Below are 20884 nucleotides of genomic sequence, written 5' to 3'. Positions count from 1 at the left end.
AAAAGCCCCGGTCTTGCCGGGGCTTTTTTTGCGCTCAGTGCAGCGGTGCGGCAGCGCCGTCCTGTTTATCGTGCAGGGCAAAGCGGTCGATCATGTGGGCGCTAGCCTCGTTGACACCGATCACCTCGACCTTCTTGCCGGTCTTGCGGAATTTCAGAACCACCTTGTCCAGCGCACCAACTGCCGAAATATCCCACAGATGCGCCTCGGTGACATCAATCGTCACGGCGTCCACCTCATCGGCGAAATCGAAGGCGGCGATGAAGCTTTCGGTCGAGGCGAAGAAAATCTGGCCATCGACGCGATAAATCCGCTCGCGGCCATCGGCAGAAAGCTCCGGCCGGACGTGGAAGAGTTTCGACACCTTGCCCGCAAAAAACACGCCGGAGAGAAGCACGCCGGCCAGCACGCCTTTTGCAAGGTCGTGGGTGGCGAGCACCGTGCCGACCGTCACCAGCATGACGATGCTCGATGATGGCGGGTTGCGGCTAAGATCAAGGATGGAGCGCCACGAGAACGTGCCGATGGAGACCATGATCATCACCGCCACCAGGGCTGCCATCGGGATGATGCGCACGAGATCATCCAGCACCAGAATGAGGAACAGCAGGAAAGCGCCTGCCACGAAGGTGGAGAGCCTGCCACGCCCGCCGGAGCTGACATTGATGACGGACTGGCCTATCATGGCGCAGCCGCCCATGCCGCCGATGAGGGCGGATGCGATATTGCCTGTCCCCTGCCCGATGCATTCGCGGCTCTTGTTGCTGCCCGTATCCGTCATGTCGTCGACAATCTGCGCCGTCAGCAGCGATTCCAGGAGACCGACGGCGGCGAGCGCCACGGAATAGGGAAAGATGATCTGCAGCGTCTCGAAGGTCAGCGGCACCTGCGGCAGGGCGAATATCGGCAGCGTCGAGGGCAACTCACCGAGATCGCCGACCGTGCGGATATCCATGCCAGAGAAGACGGCAACACAGGTGAGAAAGACGATGGCGACCAGCGGTGACGGAATGATCTTCGTGACCAGGGGGAAAAGATAGATGATCGCAAGGCCGGCGGCGATCATGACGTAGGTTTCGACCGGCACGCCGATCAGCTCAGGCAATTGCGCCATGAAAATCAGGATCGCCAGCGCGTGGACGAAACCGGTCACGACCGCGCGCGGGACGAAGCGCATCACCCGGCCGTGTTTCCAAGACCCGCCAGGATTTGCAGCGCGCCCATGAGGATGGTGGCGGCGAAGAGATATTGCAGCCCGTGTTCCTTGACGAGCGTAACCATCAGGACGGCTGTCGCGGCGGTTGCCGCTGAGATCATGCCCGGACGGCCACCGGTGAAAGCAGAAACGCAGGCAATGGCGAAGGAGGCGAACAGCCCCACTTTGGGGTCGACACCGGCGATGACGGAAAAGCCGATGGCTTCGGGAATGAGGGCAAGCGCCACGACAATGCCGGAAAGAACATCGCCGCGAATATTGGAAAACCACTCACGTCTGTAAGTCTGAAATCTGTTCATCTGATTTTTTCGCAAAGAATGACGCACCGGCCGGAACCGTGTCCGGTAGATTGAAAACAAATGTCGGTGCTTTGCGTTATCTGGCGGATCGGCGGCCAGAAGAGCCACCCGGAATTTCACCGGGTCCGTGGTGAGTGGCCCAGCTATAAACGGCAAAAAAGCGGGCCGCAAGTTGCGCGCCCGCTTTTCGATGACTGCCGTCGCGTCTCAGGCCGCTTCGCGCCCGCCATAGCCCCTCGCCTCCACGTCGCTCAGCCGGAACTGATGAACCAGTTCCTTGAGACGCGCGGTCTCGCCCGCCAGCATGGCGCTCGCGGCATTGTTTTCCTCGACCATGGCGGCGTTCTGCTGTGTGCCCTGATCCAGATGGTTGACGGCGGTGTTGATTTCGGCAAGTCCCAGTGACTGCTCGTGCGTGGCAGCGGCAATGGCTTCGATATGGCCGTTGATCGTCTTCACCGAGCCGCCGATGCGCGACAGGGCAGCACCCGTTTCCCGCACGAAGCGCGCGCCCTCCTTCACCTCTGTACCGGAGGTCTGGATAAGCGCCTTGATTTCGGCAGCGGCCCTTGCCGAGCGCTGCGCGAGTTCCCGCACCTCCTGCGCAACGACGGCGAAACCGCGTCCCGCCTCACCCGCGCGCGCAGCCTCCACCCCGGCATTGAGGGCAAGAAGGTTGGTCTGGAAGGCGATCTCGTCGATGACGCCGATGATATTGCCGATCTTGCCGGAGGATTGCTCGATCTTTTCCATCGCGCTTACGGTGTCAACGACGAGATTGGCCGTGCGGTTGGCATCCTTGTCGGCCGAATGCGCCACTGCGCGGGCTTCCACGGCGCGCTCCGCCGAGATGCGGATATTCGCCGTCAATTCATCCAGCGCGGCGGCGGTTTCCTCCAGTGAGGCGGCCTGCTGCTCGGTACGACGGGCGAGATCGGCAGCGCTCTCGCTGATTTCCTGGCTGCCGCCATTGATGGCCACGCTCGACTGCACGACACCGGACATGGCGGCATCGAGCTGGCGGATTGTCTGGTTGAGATCATGGCGCAGCGCCTCGAAATCCGGGGCAAAAGGCTCGTTCAGCTCGAAAGAGAGATCGCCGCCTGCGAGGCGGCGAAGCGCTGCCGCAAGCCCGGTGGTCGCCTGCATCAGCCGCGCCTGCGCTTCGGATTCCGCCTCAAGCTGGAACCGCACCTTTTCGGCTTCGGCCTGCTGCCGGGCTACGAGCGCCTGCGCCTCCAGTTCGATCTTTGCGATGGCGGCCTGTCGGAAGATTTCCAGCGCATGCGCCATGGCGCCGAACTCATCTCCACGCTGGAGACCGGGAACGGCAAATTCGGTTTCACCGTCGGCCAGACGACGCATAGCCCCCGTGATCGCGGTCGCCGGGCGGGTGATCGAGCGGCCGATGAGGTAGACCCCGGCAAAAAGACTTACCACGGTCAGGGCGATAAGAGCGACGACGATCGAAACCGTTCTTTCCGCCGCAGCGCTGTTCGCGAGAGCGCTTGCGTCCCGCTCCTGCCGGTAATTGGTGGAGATTTCGGCGACGACAGGCAACAGGGCACTATAGGCGGAGGCGACAGTTTCGCGCGCCTTCTCCTCCTCCAGCACGGCGGCGGCGTAAAAGCGGAACGAGGCGGTATATATTTCCAGTGCATCCATGATGCGCTGACGCTCGGCGCCCGGCCGGTATTCCAGCTTCACCAGCGCCTTGAAGGTTTCCACTTCCGCCGCATGTTTCGTCACATAGGCCGCTTCGCGCCGCAGGATGAAATCCTTCTCGTGCCGTCGCATCATCAGCATGCTGGCGCGGATTTCCGCATTGGCGACGACGTCGACGAGTTTCTCGATGGAATGCACGCCATTGCGCATGGCGCCTTCGAGACCTTCCGCGGGGGTTAGGCCCAGTTCCCTGTTCTTGGCGACAAGGGCCTTCATGCTATCGGAATAGACCACCGCGCCCTCAGCGAGCGCTTCGAGCCGCGTACGGGCCTGCGATGTCGCGCTGCCTTCAAGATGGCTCAATGACTGCCGGATCTGGTCCATCGTCTGGTCAAACTGCCCGACGGGTTTCATATCGCGGGTCAGCAGGAAGTCTCTCTGGTGAAGACGGCTTTCATGCAAACCGTCCTCCAGCGCCGCCAGCACACCGTCGCGCTCGATCAGCGTCTCTTCAGCGACGCGATAACGCGCCTCCATGTGTCCTTGCCAGAGCAGCATGCCCGCGATGACGGCGATCCCGCACAGAGCAGCCAGGGCCAGCATGGATACGCGATGCGCAATTTTGAACGTCGAGACCAGCGAAAACATTCAACCCTCGTTTGCAGATTTCACGATGGGATGAATGATCGAGAAGGCTTAAGAACTCCTCTACCGGATTTGTCAGTTTAATTAAGGTTTTATGACAAGATCGCTAGAGCTTCAGCCGCTCGCGAAAGAATACCAGCGCAACGACCACACCCGTCGCCACGCCCACGATCACATCGACAAAACGGACAAAACCGGCAACCTGCGGTCCCATCAAAAGAACGAGCATGGCCGAAGCCCCGGCCTGTATCGGCACCACCGCCGGCAGGCCGAACATGGTGGCGAGGATCATGGCGATGAAGGTCGCCGAGGCGAGCCGGATTTCGGCGAAGTCATGCGGGACGAGAAGAGCGACCTCCCCGACGAGGATGCCGATGGTGACGCCGACCATCAGCCCAAGCCCCTGACGGACATGGCTTGGAACGCCGGGGGACAGGCAGATCAGCGCGCTTATTGCGGCAAAGACGGGCTGTGGGTGCCCGAGCCAGCGATGAGCGACCCAGAACGCAAAAGCGGCCGCAAGCGCGGCCGCCAATGCACGGGTGAAGGCTGCACGAACCCGGTCGAGCAGCGTCTTCAACATATCAGTCCTTCTTGGACGGAACGACGCGCAGCGCCAGTTCGCGAAGCTGCGTCGGCGTTGCCGGCGACGGCGCGTTCATCAGCAGGTCCTGCGCCTGCTGGTTCATTGGGAACAGCGTGATTTCGCGCAGGTTCTTCGCACCAACCAGAAGCATGACCACACGGTCGATGCCGAAGGCGCAACCGCCATGCGGAGGCGCACCGTACTGGAAGGCGCGGTAGAGACCGCCGAAGCGCTCTTCCACGTCGCTCTGCGACAGGCCAACCTTTTCGAAAGCCTTGACCATCAGCTCGGGCGACTGGTTACGGATCGAGCCGGAGGCGATTTCGAAGCCGTTGCAGACCGCGTCATACTGGAATGCCTTGATGGAGAGCGGATCCTGGCCCTCCAGCGCTTCCATGCCACCCTGCGGCATGGAGAAGGGGTTGTGAGCAAAGTCGATCTTCTTTTCTTCCTCGTTATATTCGAAGAAGGGGAAATCGACGATCCAGCACATTTCAAAACGGTCGCGGTCGATGAGGTTCAGCTCGTCGGCAGCGCGAGTGCGCGCCTCGCCGGCGAACTTGTAGAACTTCGCGGGATCACCGGCAACGAAGAAGCAGGCGTCGCCCGCCTCAAGGCCGAGCTGCTGACGCAGCGCCTCGGTGCGTTCCTCGCCAATGTTCTTCGCAAGCGGGCCGGAGCCGGCAATCTTGCCGTCTTCTTCCTTCCAGAAGATGTAGCCGAGGCCAGGCTGGCCCTGGCTCTGCGCCCAGGCGTTCATGCGATCGCAGAAAGCGCGCGAACCACCGGTTTTGGCCGGGATCGCCCAGACCTGAACCTTGGGGTTGGAAGCGATCATGTTGGCGAAGACCTTGAAGCCCGAACCGTCGAAATGTTCGGTCACGGCTTCCATGACGATCGGGTTACGCAGGTCCGGCTTGTCGGAACCGTATTTGCGGATCGATTCGTCATAGGGAATGCGCGGCCACTCTTTCGTCACCGGCTTGCCTTCGGCAAACTGTTCGAACACGGCCGTCATCATCGGCTCCATCGTGGTCCAGACATCTTCCTGGGTCACGAAGCTCATTTCGACGTCGAGCTGGTAGAATTCGCCTGGCAGACGGTCGGCACGCGGGTCTTCATCGCGGAAGCACGGCGCGATCTGGAAGTAGCGGTCGAAACCGGCCACCATCAGAAGCTGCTTGTACTGCTGCGGCGCCTGCGGCAGCGCGAAGAACTTGCCTTCGTGGATGCGCGAGGGAACGAGGAAATCGCGCGCGCCTTCCGGCGAGGATGCGGTGAGGATTGGCGTCGTATATTCGGCAAAGCCCATATCGCCCATGCCGGTACGCATGGCGGAGATGATCTGCGTGCGCTTGACGATGTTCCTGTGCAGGGTTTCGCGGCGCAGGTCGAGGAAGCGGTACTTCAGGCGAACATCTTCCGGATATTCCGGCTCACCGAAGACCGGCAGCGGCAGTTCCTTGGCAACACCAAGAACCTCGATCTCCTGCGCGTAAAGCTCGATCTCGCCGGTCGCCATGCCCTTGTTGACTGTGTCTTCCGAACGCGCCTTGACGAGGCCGTCGATGCGGATGACCCATTCGCCACGCACGGTCTCGGCGACCTTGAAGGCCGGGCTGTCTGGATCGGCAACCACCTGGGTGATGCCGTAATGGTCGCGAAGGTCGATGAAGAGAACGCCGCCATGATCTCGCACGCGGTGAACCCAACCGGAAAGGCGAACGGTTTCGCCGACGTCGGACTTGCGGAGAGCGGCACAGGTGTGGCTGCGGTAACGATGCATTTTTATATCCTGGAACGTGTCGTGGGCCCGTTGGAGGCCAGATGGGCGGCACTGTCGAAATTTGCCGGAAAAGCGCATGGCCAGCCTGATTTGTCAAGGCAAAGCGCAACAATGTCGCCTTCAGCCTGTCCTTTCCCCTGCCTTCGCTTTAGATAGGACTAATCCAGCCCGCCAAACCGAGTCGGCCCGCAATGAGCCAGATCAGACCTCTTATCCCACTTCTCGTCACCGCCGGCATTCTGATCGGCGGCAACGGCCTGCAGGGAACCTATATCGCGCTGCGCGGCCTCTCCGAAGGATTTTCGGCCAGCACCATCGGCCTCATCAGCGCGGCCTACAGCCTCGGTTTCGCGCTTGGCTGCATTTCGGTGACGCGCCTGCTGCGCAAGATCGGCCACATCCGCACTTTCGCCACCATGGCGGCCGTTGCATCAGCCGCATCGATCGCCATGCCGCTCATCACCCATCCGCTCTTCTGGCTGGCAATGCGTTTTGTGATCGGCATCGCGGTCGCCTGTCTTTTCGCCGCCATCGAAAGCTGGATCAACGCGCAGGTGACGAATTCCAATCGCGCCCGCACGCTCTCCATCTATCGTTTCGTTGATCTCGGCCCCGTGACGCTCGCCCAATATATCATTCCCGTCGCCGGCATCGCCGGGCCCATCATATTCTCACTGACCGCCATGGCGCTCCCCCTGTCCCTGGTGCCGATCTCGATTGCCGACAAATCCAACCCCGCGCCGCCGAAACAGATTCCCTTCAATCTTTTCGCCGTCTGGCGTATCTCGCCGCTCGCCGTCGTCGGCTGCGTGGCCGTCGGCCTCAGCATGGCGGCGTTCCGTAATATCGGCCCGATCTATGCCGAACAGATCGGCTTGTCCGTTACCGCCATCGCCACCTTCATGAGTGCGGGCATCATCGGCGGCGTGGTGCTGCAATATCCGCTCGGCGTCTATTCCGACCGTTATGATCGCCGCATCATCATTCTCGCCACTACCGCCGGTTCTGTTATCGTCGGCCTGTTCCTCGCCTTCTTCGCCGGCACGGACGAATGGAGCAACATCATCGGCGTCTTCATCTTCGGCGCCTTTGCGCTGCCGCTCTATTCCCTCAGCTCCGCGCACGGCAACGACCATGCGAAAGAGGGCGAACATGCGATGGTTTCCGCCGGGCTTTTGTTCTTCTGGTCGGTGGGCGCAACCGTCGGGCCGCTGCTCGCTTCCGTGCTGATCGACCAGTTCGGGCCGAAGGCGTTGTTCAGCTATACGGCCGCGATCCAGATCGTTTTCATCGCCTACACCATCTACCGGCTGCAGGTGCGCGAGGGCGTTCCGGTTGAGGAGAGGAACTGGCGGTTCCGCTCGCTTTTGCGCACCTCGGCCTATTTTCAGAAGCTCGCCGCGCCCCCGCCGCCCAAAAACGATGGGCCGGAGCCAAATCCGCCCGAGAAAAACGATCCATGAGCCTTCAAAAGCGGGCTTTGTATTGACATGCGCCCGGCAAAGGGAAAGTAAGACGGATAATTTTCACGAGTGGCCATTTGCAATGATTGAAACGACTGCCGCCCTCGCCGAAGCCTGCACGGAACTGGCGAAATCGGAATTCATTACTATCGACACCGAGTTTCTGCGCGAAACCACCTTCTGGCCGGAACTCTGCCTCGTGCAGATGGCAAGCCCGACGCTTGAGGTGCTGGTCGATCCGCTCGCAAAAGGTATCGATCTCACCCCGCTGTTCGAACTGATGGCCAATCCTGATGTCGTGAAGGTTTTCCATGCCGCGCGGCAGGATATCGAAATCATCTACCATCTCGGCGGGCTCATTCCCCATCCGATCTTCGATACGCAGGTCGCCGCCATGGTCTGCGGTTTCGGCGATTCGATCTCCTACGACCAGCTGGTTCAGAAGATCAAGAACGTGCAGATCGACAAATCCTCGCGTTTCACCGACTGGAGCCGCCGTCCGCTGACCGAAAAGCAGCTGGACTACGCGCTCGCCGACGTGACGCATCTGCGCGATGTCTATCTGGCGCTGAAGGCGCAGCTGGAGCGCGAAGGTCGCTCGCTGTGGCTGACCGAAGAGATGGACATTCTGGAATCGCGCGACACCTATGACATGCATCCCGACGATGCATGGCTGCGGTTGAAATCGCGCCTGCGCAAGCCGACGGAACTCGCCATCCTCAAATTCGTCGCCGCCTGGCGCGAGCGTGAAGCGCGTTCGCGCAACGTGCCGCGTTCGCGCGTCCTGAAAGACGATGCAATCTTCGAAATCGCCCAGCAGCAACCGAAGGATACCGAGGCGCTGTCGCGTCTGCGCACCATCCCCAAGGGCTGGGAACGATCCGCCTCCGGCACCGCCATCATCGAGACCGTGAATGCAGCGCTGGCGCTTCCGAAGGAGGAAATGCCGAAGGCGCCGCGCCACAGCCATGCACCGGAAGGTTCCGGCGCTGCCGTGGAGCTGCTCAAGGTTCTCCTGAAGCTCACCGCAGATAAGCACGGCGTCGCCGCCAAGGTCATCGCCAATAGCGACGATCTGGACAAGATCGCCTCCGAAGGCGAGAAGGCGACCGTTGCGGCGCTGACCGGCTGGCGGCGTGAGCTGTTCGGCGATGTAGCCTTGAAGCTCATCAATGGCGAAGTGGCATTGCGTTTCGCCGGCAAGAAGGTCGAGGCGGTGGAGGTTGCGGCAAGCGAGGCGTAATCGCCCGCCGCTTTCTCCCCAATTTTGCCCGCATCGCGTCCCATCTCTTAACCGATGGTCGCGCGATTTGAGGGTATTGCCATGAAACCTGCCCACACTCTGCTGCTCGCCGCCCTTTTTACGGCGGCCGGCATTCTTCCCTCTCTTCCCGCCCGGACCGCCGAAGAGAAGGTCGATCTTCAGGGCGAATGGACGACCGACTGCCTTAAGATCGGCAAGAACGACCGACATGGCATCGTCACCCGCATCACCATTCGCGACAATCGCATGCACGCGGTCTCGCAGATCTATGCCCGCAGCGGCTGCCAGCAGCCCACGGTTCAGGTGCGTTATGAAGGCACGCTGGATGGCGGCCTGAAAGATCAGGACAGCCTGCTCTTTGCCCATACCGTCACCGCCATCACCATGACGCCGAATGACGGCGACGTCGTTGACCACTATAATCGCGACCCGAAAGGCATGGGCTGCGGCTTGGGCGGCTGGAAGGACAACATTCCCTTCGATGTCGACGGCCGCCCCTGCGCCGCCATCGCCTTCGCCCGCAAGGGCGAAACCCTGTTCGACCGGGCATGGATCGACGGTAACAAGCTGCGTTTTGCCGCCTTTCCCGTCAAATGGTCGAGCCGCTCGCCGGACGACAGGCCGCAATCCCCGCTTGAAACCGTCTATTACAGAACATCCTATTAGACGTAGAGCGGCGGTGGTGCTGATTTTGCGGCAACGGCGCAACAGCCTTACCAATCCTTCATGCAACCTTACCGATTGCTCACTTTTTGCAGCGCTTTTTCCACACTAATGTCGCATATGACCTGAACAGAAGCTTCGCCCGAAGGGAGCGCGGGGCCTCCCCTTCCCGAGATCAAGAACCGACATGAAAAAATTGCTGCCCATTCTGGATTACGTGGTGCTGTTCGTTGCCGTGGCCGGCAGCGGCGTGGCCTACGCCTTTCTGGAATATGGCGGCGGCGCGCTGATCGGCGCGACCTATGCGCTCTTCGCCTGCGCACCGATTCTTGCTTTTGAACGCGGTTACATCATGCCCGGCCTGTCGCGGCAGGTCAGCGCTTTGCCCACGCCCGCCTATATCGCCGTCGGCCTCATCATCTATGCCATCCTCGTCTTTTGCGGATTCGGGCTTGGCGGCACCATCCTGTGGTTGAGCGGGATATTTCCCGGCACCTGGAAACGGGCGGTGCACGCCGAAGTGCAGACGCTGATCTTTACCCTCATCGTCTGCGGCATCATCGTCTTCATCATGCGCGTACGCGAGCTTCTCGGCCGCGATATCTTCATCGATCTCATTCTCGGTCGCTATCGCCGCCCCGTCAGCGAAGACCGCGTCTTCATCTTCATCGATCTCGTCGGCTCCACCTCCTTTGCCGAAACCCATGGAGACCTGAAAGCCCAGGAGTTTCTCGGCGAAATTTTCGCAAGTTATGCCGCGCCGGTCAGAAAACACGGCGGTGTCATCGACGATTATATTGGCGACGCCGCCATCATCACCTGGCCTTATCATATGGCGATAAGGCGGGCGGCCTGCGTGCGCTGCGTATTCGATATTCAGGCGACGGTTGAAAGCAACCGGGACATGTGGCTCTCCCGCTTTGGCGAAGTGCCGCGCCTGCGCTTCGCCATCCATGGCGGGCCGGTCATCACGGCGGAAATAGGCGTCGATCATCACAAGATCACCTATTTCGGCGATACCGTGAACACCACATCGCGTCTCGAATCGCTCAGCAAGATGCTCGGTCATCCGGTGCTCATATCGGCAGACCTCGCTCATCAGCTGGTGCTTCCGAAAGGCGTTCGCAGCGAATATCTGGGCGAACATGCCGTGAAAGGTCGTGGCCAGACGCTGGGCGTCTGCACACTCAGCCAATACCAGCCCCCTGTGGTTTAAGGGGTAAACGGCTGCAAAATGCCGCGCCGTTCCATTTACCGCTACGGCCGTCATCAAAATTCATCAAAGCTTCAAACGGCAATCACCTGCCTGTCATGCGACGACCCTATCGCCTCAATCCTATCTTCAACAGGTATTGAGAGGGGTCTCCATCATGAAGCACATTCTTTTTGCATCCTGCGCCATTCTTGCGCTCGCCTCCGCGTCGCATGCGGCGGAACAGGAATTTCCGGCAAAGCTGGTCTCCCACGCCATCCTGCCGGCCAATACCATCATCGCAGCACCTGCTGACGCGCCTGAACATCTCAAGACCTCCGCCAAGTTCACGACCGCTGATCGCAAGCGCGCCGAAGGTCTCGGCACCGTGCCCGGCAAGGATGGCGTGCGCCTGACCGGCCTTTCCATGCCGTTCAACGGCCAGCCGATGCAGGGTTTTTCCGGCATCAAGGCCATGCCCGACGGCAGCTTCTGGAGCCTTTCCGACAATGGCTTTGGCTCCAAGCTCAATTCCAGCGACGCCATGCTGATGCTTCACCATCTGAAGTTCGACTGGGACGCCGGCAAGGTCAACGCGCTTGAAACCGTGTTCCTCTCCGATCCCGACATGAAGGCGCCTTTCCCCATCGTTCTCGAAGGTTCGAGCAAGCGTTACCTGACGGGCGCCGATTTCGACGTCGAATCCATTCAGCCCGTTGCCGATGGTTTCTGGGTCGGCGAGGAATTCGGGCCCTACATCCTGAAATTTACCCGTGACGGCAAGCTGACCGACGTGGTCTCCACCAAGGCTGGCGACATCGAGGTGAAGTCTCCCGATCACCCCACCCTTGCCCTGCCCGGCAACCCCACGCAGAAGATGCCGGCCTTCAACCTGAAGCGCTCGGGCGGTTATGAAGGCATGGCGCTCTCCAAGGACGGCTCCAAGCTCTACGGCCTGCTGGAAGGCCCGCTTTACATGGCTGACGGCCAGGTGGAGAAGACCGAGGACGGCGCAACCGCACTGCGCATCATCGAGCTCGATACCGCCAAGAAGGAATGGACCGGCCGCACGTGGCTCTATCCGCTGGCGCAGGGCGGCGAAGCCATCGGTGACTTCAACATGCTGGATGACAGCACCGCGCTGGTCATCGAGCGTGACAATGGCGCCGGCACCGCCGACAAGGCCTGCGCCGACCCGAAGAAGCCGGAAGCAAACTGCGTTGCCGTGCCTTCCAAGGTGAAGCGCATCTACAAGATCGAATTCAATGACGCCAATGTCGGCAAGGCCGCGCGCAAGATCGGCTATATCGATCTTCTGAAAATCTCCGATCCTGATAACAAGAAGCGTCAGGGTGGCGGCAATGGCTATTACGACATGCCTTTCGTCACCATCGAGAATGTCGATCGCGTCGATGCCACACATATCATCGTCGGCAACGACAACAACCTGCCCTTCTCGGCCGGCCGCGCTCTGGACAAGGCTGACGACAACGAGTTCGTCCTGCTTGAGGTCAAGGACCTGCTCGACGCGAAGTAAGACCACGGCCGCTGCCAATCGCCCTGGCAGCTGCAAATGATCCGGACGGAGCGCCCGGTAGACCAGATGGTCTGCATGGCGCTCCGTTCCGATTCTCGTATTCCAACCGAAACATGCTTGCGGAAAAGAAGACGTTTGATGCAGGACCACGCAGAGAGACTTTATTACGCCCTGAAGAAAAGCTGGTCGGGTGAGACCAGCAGCCTCTGGTCACGCGAAAACCCCGCCAGAGGACAAGGCAGCGTCACCGCGCTGGTGGTGCAGGATATTTTCGGCGGCGAGCTTGCCAAAACCGCCGTCAGCGGCGCCGACCATTTTTACAATATCCTTGAAGGCACCCGCTGGGATTTCACCTTCAGCCAGTTCGATATTCCTGTCGGTTACCAGGACAGACTTGCCAGCCGCACGGAAGCCATGGCGACGATAACGCCCCTGCAATATGCCTATCTCAGCGCCTGCATCCGGAAAGCACTGGGGCACGGCTGAGCCGTTTGCAAAGCAGTGCCAGCCCATTGCCGTTTCGCCCGCGAACCCGGTATGTGGTCAATCATTGCGCCATGCTTCAGCACCATCATTTCAATCTTTCCCGTAAAGCGGACACAATCCATGCGATAATATCGCTCAGCGAAATGGTTGCACCGACAGGAGAGACATTCGATGAGCGAGAGTTGCCCGGTTCTGACACCGGCGGAGCGGCAGGTTCAGGACATATTGCAGCGCAAGGAAGCGGCAATGATGGCCACCATTCACGCAGCGCTTGAGCGCGCCAGCAAAGAGGTCGCCGAGGCATTCCAGGCTGTCGATTCAGACATGCAGCCACCGCCCAGCGATTATTTTGTCGCTGTCGCTCATCAGCAGCTCTTCCTGCTGTTATGCGGCGCCGATCCGGAAACATTCGAGGGCGGAGACCCTGAAATCGCTGGTCACATCATTCGAAACGCTCAAAACATCACCGAACACTACTGGAAGAAACGAGATCCCGCCGCCAATATCTCCAATGAGTGACATACGCCCGTAAAAACAGGATTTCGCTCTCCCGGGCAAACCGCATGATGCGCATTGACGAGTGAGCAGCCGGTTTTATTGAACCGCTTTGTCTATCCACGTCACAGGTCTTTCATCATCCCCGGTTAAGCAAGCGCAAATCTGGAGGCTGGAATGGATTCGTCTTTGCAAATCAAGCGCCCGAAAATCGCAGAAACCGTCATCCATGCGACGGCGAGCATAAGAGATTCAAACGTCGGCGAGTGCTGCGAAATTCTGGCGGATACATCCCTGCACAATGTCGAACTCGGGAATTATTCCTACCTTGGACCCCGCTGCATGGTCGGTGACGCGATCGTCGGAAAATTCTGCGCCATCGCTGCGGAGGTCCGGATAGGCGCGCCGAACCATCCGATGGACCGGCCATCCATGCATCGTTTCAGCTACTGCCCGGAATATTACTCTGCCGATGCGGTGCGCGACGACGCCTTTTTCGACCAGCGCAAGCAGGACCGCGCCATTATCGGTCACGATGTCTGGATCGGTCACGGGGTTATCGTCCTGCCAGGCGTAACGGTCGGGGACGGGGCAGTGCTCGCCGCCGGCGCCGTCGTCACCAAGGATGTGCCGCCCTACACCATTGTCGGCGGTGTGCCCGCGAAAATCATCCGCGAGCGGTTTTCGCGATCCATCGCGGAAAAGCTTACGTCCATCGCCTGGTGGGACTGGCCATTCGAAACGATCATGGCGCGGCTTTCCGACTTTCAGTCGAACGATATCGAAGCCTTTTGCGAGCGCTGGTCCTAGCCTGCGCCGCAAAACAGATCGTTCCCGTTCTTTACTCGAACACGAATGCCAGCCGCTTGCCGGTCAGCTTCGCCAGCTGCTGCAAACGCCCGTCCAGCCGCTCGCCGGCGAAATCGCAATAATCGTGCGGCACCACGAATTCGAGATCAAGATCCGGATTGTCGGACTTGCGGAATTTCAGGTGGTCAACGACACCGGGCATCGAGGCCGAGAAAAGATAAACCACGCGCAGCAGGCCGCCGAGCAACTTGCCAAGTTCCTGCAACCGGTCGCCCGCCATCGCCGCGAGCGGCTCGGTGGTGCCGTTGTCGTTCAGACCCTCGAAGCGATAATAATTGGCGAGCGCAATATAGGCGCGGCCGGGATGGGTGATCGCCACGAAGGAGGAATGGGCGATGATGTTGAGCGCCTGCAGGCCACGATAATCCGGATGGGCGCGCCAGCTGATATCGGCGAGAAGGCAGGCCGCCTGCCGGTAACGGCTTTCCTCTTCCGTCTCGTCGACGCCGAAAACCGGAAAGGTGCGGCCGCTCCAGTCCGCCAATTCGCGCGCATGTTCCGGCGAGCGGGCGCGCAGAATGGCAAGTTCATCAGCCGCGACCAGCAGCGGATCGGATTCACGCTCGGCTTCCGTCAACAGCGAATAGAGATAACCTTCGCGCACACCCTGCGCAGAGAAGGCGATCTTTGCCGGTTTCATCGCCTTCAGAACTTCGCGCATGGCGATGGCGCCAAACGGCAGAAGCGAACGGCGGTTCTTGGAAACCGCCTGCCAGGCCGGGTCCTTGCTGTCCCGGGAGACGATGACCTCCTCGAGAAAATTCAGCATTTCCTCGAGCGGCAATTCATAACCCTGCATCATGTGCAGCGGATAGCCTGATATTTCCATGTGCAGCTTGGCAATGTTTCGCCAGGTGCCGCCGACTGCATAGAAGGTGCGCCCCTCGCCCGCCGCCAACAGCTTCGCAAAGGATTTGACATGTTTTCTGGCGATGGTCGTCGCCTTTTCCAGCGAGCCATCCGACTGTTCCGACAGCCGCAGGCCGCCGAGCGGCAGGGTGATGCCCTGGCCGCAGCTCTTGCCCTTTATGTCGATGAGTTCGAGCGAACCGCCACCGAGGTCACCCGCGATGCCGTCTGGATCATGGAAACCGCTGATCACGCCATAGGCGGAATAAAGCGCTTCCTTTTCGCCTGACAACACCTCGATCTCGCAGCCGAGAATGGCTTCGGCCTCACGGATGAAATCCGGGCCGTTTTCCGCTTCACGCGCCGCCGCCGTCGCCAGCACATAAAGCTTCTGCGCCTGCGCCTGCTCGGAAAGTACATGAAAACGCCTGAGCGCCATCAGCGCCCGGCTGACGCCTTCCTCATGCATGCGGCCCGTCAGCGCCAGTCCCTTGCCAAGGCCGCACAGGACCTTTTCGTTGAACAGCACCGCGGGCGCGCGGGAAAGACCTTCATATACAACAAGACGAACGGAGTTCGAACCAATATCTATGACGGAAACGGGGGCAAGGCCGGTCAGCCGCCCCTGTGCTTCTGATCGAGTCATTCAGCCTGTTTCTTGCGGGACGAAATCAACCCGGCAATCAATTTGGGCGCACTGGATTTCAGGGCTTCACCACGTCCGGAAAGGCTGGGATTGGTCATGAAATAGTGCTGCGCGTTGAACGGTTCTTCGCCTTTACGCACCTCGATGCGCCTCGACGTTCCGTCCGCAAGTATCTCGTAGCTCTGCTGGTTGTCAATGAGATTGCCCAGCATAATCTGTGAAAGAACCTGCTCGTGCACCGTGGGATTGGTGAGCGGGACAAGCGTTTCCACGCGCCGATCAAGGTTGCGCGGCATCATGTCGGCCGAGCCGATATAGACCAGCGCCTTGTCCGACGGCAGGCCGAAACCATTGCCGAAGCAGAAGATGCGGCTGTGTTCGAGGAAGCGGCCGACGATGGATTTGACGCGGATATTATCCGACAGGCCGGGCACCTGCGGGCGCAGGCAGCAGATGCCGCGTACAACGAGATCGACCTCCACGCCCGCAGCACTTGCGCGGTAAAGGGAATCGATGATTTCAGGGTCGACCAGCGAATTCATCTTCATCCAGATCGCCGCCGGCGCACCGCGCTTGGCGTGCTCGATCTCTTCATTGATGTGCTTTACGATACGTGCGCGCAGCGTATAGGGCGAAATCGCCAGCTTCATGCCCTCTTCCGGCTCACCGTAACCCGTGATGAAGTTAAAGATATTCGCCATGTCGTGGGCGATCTTCGGGTTGCAGGTGAAGAAGGACAGATCGGTGTAAATCTTGGCCGTGATCGGGTGATAGTTGCCGGTGCCGAGGTGGCAATAGGTCCGGAGCTTGCCGTCCTCGCGACGCACCACCATCGACATCTTGGCATGGGTCTTGAGTTCGATGAAGCCGAAGACGACCTGCACGCCGGCGCGTTCGAGGTCGCGCGCCCAGCGGATGTTCGCCTCTTCGTCGAAACGCGCCTTCAACTCCACCAGCGCGGTGACGGATTTACCGGCTTCCGCCGCATCGATCAGCGCGCGAACGATCGGGCTGTCATTAGAGGTGCGGTAAAGCGTCTGCTTGATGGCGAGCACTTCGGGATCGCGCGCGGCCTGCAGCAGGAACTGCACGACCACGTCGAAGCTTTCATAGGGGTGGTGAACCACCATGTCCTTTTCGCGGATGGCGGCAAGGCAATCGCCGGCATGTTCGCGCACGCGCTCGGGGAAACGGGCGTTGTAAGGCTCGAATTTCAGGTCGTCGCGCGGCGCGCGGACGATTTCCGAAATGGTGTTGAGCGCGAGAAGGCCGGGCAGAACGGCGACGCGATTATCAGGCACGCCAAGTTCGTGCACCACGAACTGGCGCAGCGACTGCGGCATTTCGCTGTCGGTCTCGATGCGGATAACGGAACCGCGGCGGCGGCGCTTCAGCGCGCTTTCAAAGAAACGGACCAGATCTTCCGCCTCTTCTTCCACCTCGATATCGCTGTCGCGGATGATGCGGAACGTGCCGAAACCTCTGACGGTATAGCCCGGGTAAAGCCGGTGAATGAACAGGCCGACCACATCTTCAAGCGTGATGTAGCGGATGGCGTTTTTCTCATCCGGCAAACGAACGAAGCGGTCGAGCGCGGTCGGAAGACGCAACAACGCCGTCATCGGCTCGCGGCCGTTGACGCTGTCGAGCTGCAGGCCCATCGAGAAACCGAGGTTCGGAATGAAGGGGAATGGGTGCGCAGGGTCGATGGACAGCGGCGTCAGCACCGGGAAGATACGTTCTTCGAATTCCGTGCCCAGCCAGGTCCGATCCGCTTCGGAGAGTGCGGCAGGCCGGACGATGAAGATTTCTTCCTTGGCGAGATATTGCTGCAGAACGGCAAGCGAAGCCTGCTGCTCCATCTGCAGATTGTCGATTTCCTTCAGAATATCTTCGAGCTGCTCGGCCGGCGTCTTGCCGTCGGGCGTCTTGACGGTGATCTTCTGACGTACCTGGCCTTCAAGACCGGCGACGCGGACCATGAAGAATTCATCGAGATTGGCGGCCGAGATGGAAAGGAAACGCAGACGCTCCAGAAGCGGGTGATCCGTGTTCAGCGTTTCCTCGAGAACGCGGCGATTAAACTGGAGCCAGGAAAATTCGCGGTTGATGAAACGCGCCGGGCTGTCCCAAAGGCTCTCGCCCTCAGTCACCGGCTGAACCTTGTTGAAGTCGTCCTGCGCGATAGCGTCCATTCCCTGTTCCATCCCCTGACCTATTTCCGTCCCGTGATCCTGCTGCATCGCGCGATCGTCCTTCTTGCCCGTATAACAGTTTGACGACGGAACTGTGACAGTCAATCGACGTCCAGTCCGCTATCCGCTCTCGCATTGTCCATCGCATTGAGGACCTCAGCTACCAGCGGACGTGTAATTCTCGTTCCACGCGCAAGCGCCAGCCGGTCGATCCGGTCCACGATCGTCTGCGCCGTATCGAGCGAACGCTCCATTCTATTGACGATGTAACCTATGAGTTTGTCATCCATGTAAAGCTGCCGGTCGGCGAAGAGTTTCACCAGCACCTGCGCGAGCAGCCCTTCGTCCGGTTCACCGGTTTCCACCACCGTCACGGCTTTCAGGCGAGAGCGCAGGTCCGGCAGCGTCACCGGCCATGCCGCCGGCCATTGCCGGCTGGTCATCAAAAGCGTCGTGCCATGCTGGCGCACGCTGTTGATGACATGGAAGAGCTCGGTCTCGTCGAAACCGCGCCGGTCGGCATCTTCGAAAAGAACCGGTCCCGTTTCGGCCGCGCGCGCAGCATCCGCGCCGGCTTGGGGGTGAATGTCTCGCGCGTCGCTGATATTTTTCCAGATATTGGCGAGATGCGATTTTCCCGAGCCCGGCGGCCCGGCGAGCACGACGACGGGCGAGCGCCAGTTCGGCCACTCATCGATGGGGCTGACGGCAGCCGCAAGCGAGGCGGAGACGAGGAGATCGTCCCTGCCGGAAGCGGACTGGTGCGAGAATGCGAGCGGCAGCTGCTCGGCCTTCGACCGGGCATTGTCGGTTTTGATTTGGTCAGTCATCGTCAGCTCTGAGAGTCAACCTTGCCGGAGGATGTTTCCCCTTCTTCCGGGGCAGTATTTGTGTCCCAGGGAAGGTTGGCGGCATGCCCATGGTAAAGATCGCTTTCAAGATACCGCGACAAGGCGAAGCGGACAAGCACGCCGACCGCCGCCGCAGCCGGCACCGCCACGAGAAGCCCGACGAAACCGAAAAGCGCACCGAAAGCGAAGAGGGCGAACATCAGCCAGACCGGATGCAGGCCGACGCTTTTGCCGACAAGCTTCGGCTGCAGGATGTTGCCTTCGATGAACTGGCCGGAAAAGAACACGACGAGCGTCAGAAAGACATAAATATAGTCCGGCCAGAATTGCACGATGGCGACGCCGACGGCGAGGATGAGGCCGACCATGGATCCGATATAGGGAACGAAGCTGATTAGACCCGAAAAAAGGCCGATCAGCAGGCCGAAATTCAAGCCCACCAGCGACAGGCCGACGGCGTAATAAACCCCGAGAATGATGCAGAGCGACCCCTGCCCGCGCACGAAACCGGCAATGGTCTTGTCCATGTCGCGGGCGATCTGGCGGACGGTATGGACATAGTCGCGCGGTATCCAGCTGTCGACCTTGTCGATCATCCGGTCCCAGTCGAGCAGGAGGTAGAAGGCGACGACGGGCGTGACGACCAGCAGCGACATGACATCGACCAGCGATTTGCCGGAGTTCCATATCTGCGTCAAAAGCGTGCCGATGAAGCCCGCGCCCTCCGTCAGGAGCTTTGAAAAGTTCTCCTTTACCGAGTTGATCTGGCTGCTCACCCAATCCGGCAGGAGGTTGGTATCCGCGCCGGCGATCAGCTGCTGCAGCGACGAGATATATTGCGGAATGCGCGTGATGAATTCCGAGGCCTGAGCGGCAATCAGCGGAATGATGATGATGAGCGACAGCGCGAAGATCAGCACGAAGGAGACGAGGATGACGACGGTCGCCATCAACCGGCTCAAGCCGCGCCGCTCCAGCCAGTCGGCCACCGGATCGAGAAAATAGGCAAGCGCCATGCCCGCCACGAAAGGCAGGAGAATGGAGCTGAAGACCATCAGGAAAAGGATAAAGACGGCAAGCACGCCGATCCAGAAAAACACCTGCCGACGCAGGTTCATACCACTCACATGGGGTTGCATCCGTTCATCCTTTGTCGCCGTACCGTCACTGCCCATGATGGAGATAGGATGGGCATGTGCACATGGTCAAGACCGGCGCTTTGGCACGCCGGCAGAAGGAGACTGCCCGCACAGCGATAAAATCCCTCATTTCCGGTCAACCCCTCGCAACGGCAGGTTGACCGGCGGAAAATATTAGACAACTATCAAATATTGCCGGGCGGGCCAGCGTCGCCCCTTCACGCCCGGTGGCCGGAGGCACGATGCAAAGTACCAGTGAAAATGGCATCGCGGACTATAATGCCGGTCTCTTCGATAATCCCGAAGTTGCCGAATGGTACGACAACCAGCAGCTTTACCCTGCTGAACGCATCATTCTCGATCAGTTCCGCCATGCCTATGCGGGCAAGCGGCTGCTGGATCTCGGCGTCGGCACCGGCCGAACGACGAAGCCGCTTCTGCCGCTGGTGGGTGAATATATCGGTATCGACCGCTCGCAGCCCATGCTTGCGCTTGCGCGGCGCAATTTTCCCGCTGCCACGTTTCTGGACATGGATGTGCGGGCGATCGACCAATTCGGCGCGGGGCGTTTCGATTGCGTGCTCGGCGCGCTCGCCATCTTAAGCGCCTTCGGCCATGAGGACCGGCTTGCCATCATCAATGCCGTCCGAAGCATTCTGTCACCGGGCGGTTACTTCATCTTTTCGTTTCATAACCGGCAATGGAAGCGGGCTGGCGGCATGCCGCTGCATCGGCGTTCCTGGCACCCGCGCGAGGTGGTGAATTCGCTGCATCCGCAAAGCTGGATCAACTATCTGCGTCTGCAACCTCAGACAAGGCGGACGCCGGAATATGCAATTCTCGCGGATCAGGCGCACCGCTGGAGCGGCCTGTTTTATTTCATCGACCTTGCCGCCCAGACCCGGCAGCTGGAAGCGGCGGGCTTGGAGATCGTCGCGCGTTATGGCGAAAACGGTCGGCCGATAGAGGAAAATTCCGATACCTCCAATGACGGCCTGCTCAATCTCGTCTGTCGCGCCGCTCCGCAGCCATCGTGA

General features: G+C 60.1%; 16 protein-coding genes, 1 pseudogene and 1 other annotated feature. Of the genes and pseudogenes, 9 read left to right on the top strand and 8 right to left on the bottom strand.

Features of this window, described 5'->3' with window-relative positions:
- Window positions 1-34 precede the first annotated feature (34 nt).
- From ASB65_RS11790 to aspS, 4 genes and pseudogenes are all read right to left on the bottom strand, one after another.
- A pseudogene (locus ASB65_RS11790) lies at window positions 35-1515 on the bottom strand (SulP family inorganic anion transporter).
- Window positions 1516-1589: 74 nt separating this feature from the next.
- Window positions 1590-1645, bottom strand: a sequence feature (sul1 is cis-regulatory element that is thought to sense ions involved in sulfur or methionine metabolism; They are found in Alphaproteobacteria).
- A gap of 77 nt (window positions 1646-1722) precedes the next feature.
- On the bottom strand, window positions 1723-3828 hold the full coding sequence (locus ASB65_RS11785) for a methyl-accepting chemotaxis protein (protein ID WP_060724059.1): 2106 nt from the start codon (window positions 3826-3828) through the stop codon (window positions 1723-1725).
- A 103-nt stretch (window positions 3829-3931) separates the two neighbouring features.
- Complete coding sequence (locus tag ASB65_RS11780) at window positions 3932-4408, bottom strand: FUSC family protein (protein WP_060724058.1); 477 nt, start codon at window positions 4406-4408, stop codon at window positions 3932-3934.
- Window position 4409: 1 nt separating this feature from the next.
- Complete coding sequence (gene aspS / locus ASB65_RS11775) at window positions 4410-6197, bottom strand: aspartate--tRNA ligase (protein ID WP_003502186.1); 1788 nt, start codon at window positions 6195-6197, stop codon at window positions 4410-4412.
- Window positions 6198-6388: 191 nt separating this feature from the next.
- On the opposite strand from aspS, the gene ASB65_RS11770 reads away from it, so the two are divergent.
- The 8 genes from ASB65_RS11770 (at window position 6389) to ASB65_RS11735 (ending at window position 14107) form a co-directional block, all read left to right on the top strand.
- Window positions 6389-7660 (top strand): MFS transporter, encoded by a 1272-nt coding sequence (locus tag ASB65_RS11770; RefSeq protein WP_060724057.1) that lies wholly within the window; start codon window positions 6389-6391, stop codon window positions 7658-7660.
- An 82-nt stretch (window positions 7661-7742) separates the two neighbouring features.
- On the top strand, window positions 7743-8903 hold the full coding sequence (gene rnd, locus ASB65_RS11765) for a ribonuclease D (RefSeq protein ID WP_060724056.1): 1161 nt from the start codon (window positions 7743-7745) through the stop codon (window positions 8901-8903).
- A gap of 81 nt (window positions 8904-8984) precedes the next feature.
- Window positions 8985-9590, top strand: coding sequence for a hypothetical protein (locus ASB65_RS11760; protein ID WP_060724055.1), 606 nt, complete (start codon window positions 8985-8987; stop codon window positions 9588-9590).
- A gap of 184 nt (window positions 9591-9774) precedes the next feature.
- A complete protein-coding gene (locus tag ASB65_RS11755; protein WP_003502174.1) occupies window positions 9775-10803 on the top strand; it encodes an adenylate/guanylate cyclase domain-containing protein in 1029 nt (342 codons plus the stop codon).
- 154 nt (window positions 10804-10957) lie between these two features.
- Complete coding sequence (locus ASB65_RS11750) at window positions 10958-12316, top strand: esterase-like activity of phytase family protein (protein WP_060724054.1); 1359 nt, start codon at window positions 10958-10960, stop codon at window positions 12314-12316.
- A 138-nt stretch (window positions 12317-12454) separates the two neighbouring features.
- Window positions 12455-12802 (top strand): hypothetical protein, encoded by a 348-nt coding sequence (locus ASB65_RS11745; protein ID WP_003502169.1) that lies wholly within the window; start codon window positions 12455-12457, stop codon window positions 12800-12802.
- Between the two features lie 171 nt (window positions 12803-12973).
- Window positions 12974-13321, top strand: a complete 348-nt coding sequence (locus ASB65_RS11740; RefSeq protein WP_003502168.1) for a hypothetical protein — start codon at window positions 12974-12976, stop codon at window positions 13319-13321.
- 153 nt (window positions 13322-13474) lie between these two features.
- The gene (locus ASB65_RS11735) at window positions 13475-14107 is read left to right on the top strand and encodes a DapH/DapD/GlmU-related protein (protein WP_020810434.1); all 633 of its coding nucleotides are present in this window, start codon (window positions 13475-13477) and stop codon (window positions 14105-14107) included.
- 31 nt (window positions 14108-14138) lie between these two features.
- Here the strand turns inward: ASB65_RS11735 and ppx are convergent, their stop codons facing one another.
- The 4 genes from ppx to ASB65_RS11715 are packed head-to-tail and all read right to left on the bottom strand — an operon-like array spanning window position 14139 to window position 19847.
- Window positions 14139-15662 (bottom strand): exopolyphosphatase, encoded by a 1524-nt coding sequence (ppx, locus tag ASB65_RS11730; protein WP_003502164.1) that lies wholly within the window; start codon window positions 15660-15662, stop codon window positions 14139-14141.
- On the bottom strand, window positions 15659-17962 hold the full coding sequence (locus ASB65_RS11725) for an RNA degradosome polyphosphate kinase (RefSeq protein ID WP_371412705.1): 2304 nt from the start codon (window positions 17960-17962) through the stop codon (window positions 15659-15661). The genes ppx and ASB65_RS11725 overlap by 4 nt, the downstream gene beginning before the upstream one ends.
- Entirely contained in the window at window positions 17959-18687 is a 729-nt protein-coding gene (gene hdaA, locus ASB65_RS11720) for a DnaA regulatory inactivator HdaA (RefSeq protein ID WP_060724053.1), read from the bottom strand. The genes ASB65_RS11725 and hdaA overlap by 4 nt, the downstream gene beginning before the upstream one ends.
- Window positions 18688-18689: 2 nt before the next feature.
- Window positions 18690-19847 carry an AI-2E family transporter gene (locus ASB65_RS11715; RefSeq protein WP_035212361.1) on the bottom strand — a complete coding sequence of 386 codons (1158 nt, stop codon included), beginning with the start codon at window positions 19845-19847 and terminating at the stop codon, window positions 18690-18692.
- Window positions 19848-20089: 242 nt separating this feature from the next.
- Here ASB65_RS11715 and ASB65_RS11710 point away from each other — a divergent pair, with 242 nt between their 5' ends.
- Entirely contained in the window at window positions 20090-20884 is a 795-nt protein-coding gene (locus ASB65_RS11710) for a class I SAM-dependent DNA methyltransferase (RefSeq protein WP_060724052.1), read from the top strand.

The sequence above is a fragment of the Agrobacterium tumefaciens str. B6 genome, assembly GCF_001541315.1.
Taxonomy (GTDB): domain Bacteria; phylum Pseudomonadota; class Alphaproteobacteria; order Rhizobiales; family Rhizobiaceae; genus Agrobacterium; species Agrobacterium radiobacter.
Note: the sequence above shows the minus strand (reverse complement) of the source record. Positions and strands in the feature narration are given on the sequence as shown.

Bases quoted from the DNA above. Each gene is read 5' to 3' on its own strand.
- ASB65_RS11785 (WP_060724059.1), bottom strand. From the start codon at position 3,828: ATGTTTTCGCTGGTCTCGACGTTCAAAATTGCGCATCGCGTATCCATG.
- ASB65_RS11780 (WP_060724058.1), bottom strand. From the start codon at position 4,408: ATGTTGAAGACGCTGCTCGACCGGGTTCGTGCAGCCTTCACCCGTGCA.
- aspS (WP_003502186.1), bottom strand. From the start codon at position 6,197: ATGCATCGTTACCGCAGCCACACCTGTGCCGCTCTCCGCAAGTCCGAC.
- ASB65_RS11770 (WP_060724057.1), top strand. From the start codon at position 6,389: ATGAGCCAGATCAGACCTCTTATCCCACTTCTCGTCACCGCCGGCATT.
- rnd (WP_060724056.1), top strand. From the start codon at position 7,743: ATGATTGAAACGACTGCCGCCCTCGCCGAAGCCTGCACGGAACTGGCG.
- ASB65_RS11760 (WP_060724055.1), top strand. From the start codon at position 8,985: ATGAAACCTGCCCACACTCTGCTGCTCGCCGCCCTTTTTACGGCGGCC.
- ASB65_RS11755 (WP_003502174.1), top strand. From the start codon at position 9,775: ATGAAAAAATTGCTGCCCATTCTGGATTACGTGGTGCTGTTCGTTGCC.
- ASB65_RS11750 (WP_060724054.1), top strand. From the start codon at position 10,958: ATGAAGCACATTCTTTTTGCATCCTGCGCCATTCTTGCGCTCGCCTCC.
- ASB65_RS11745 (WP_003502169.1), top strand. From the start codon at position 12,455: ATGCAGGACCACGCAGAGAGACTTTATTACGCCCTGAAGAAAAGCTGG.
- ASB65_RS11740 (WP_003502168.1), top strand. From the start codon at position 12,974: ATGAGCGAGAGTTGCCCGGTTCTGACACCGGCGGAGCGGCAGGTTCAG.
- ASB65_RS11735 (WP_020810434.1), top strand. From the start codon at position 13,475: ATGGATTCGTCTTTGCAAATCAAGCGCCCGAAAATCGCAGAAACCGTC.
- ppx (WP_003502164.1), bottom strand. From the start codon at position 15,662: ATGACTCGATCAGAAGCACAGGGGCGGCTGACCGGCCTTGCCCCCGTT.
- hdaA (WP_060724053.1), bottom strand. From the start codon at position 18,687: ATGACTGACCAAATCAAAACCGACAATGCCCGGTCGAAGGCCGAGCAG.
- ASB65_RS11715 (WP_035212361.1), bottom strand. From the start codon at position 19,847: ATGCAACCCCATGTGAGTGGTATGAACCTGCGTCGGCAGGTGTTTTTC.
- ASB65_RS11710 (WP_060724052.1), top strand. From the start codon at position 20,090: ATGCAAAGTACCAGTGAAAATGGCATCGCGGACTATAATGCCGGTCTC.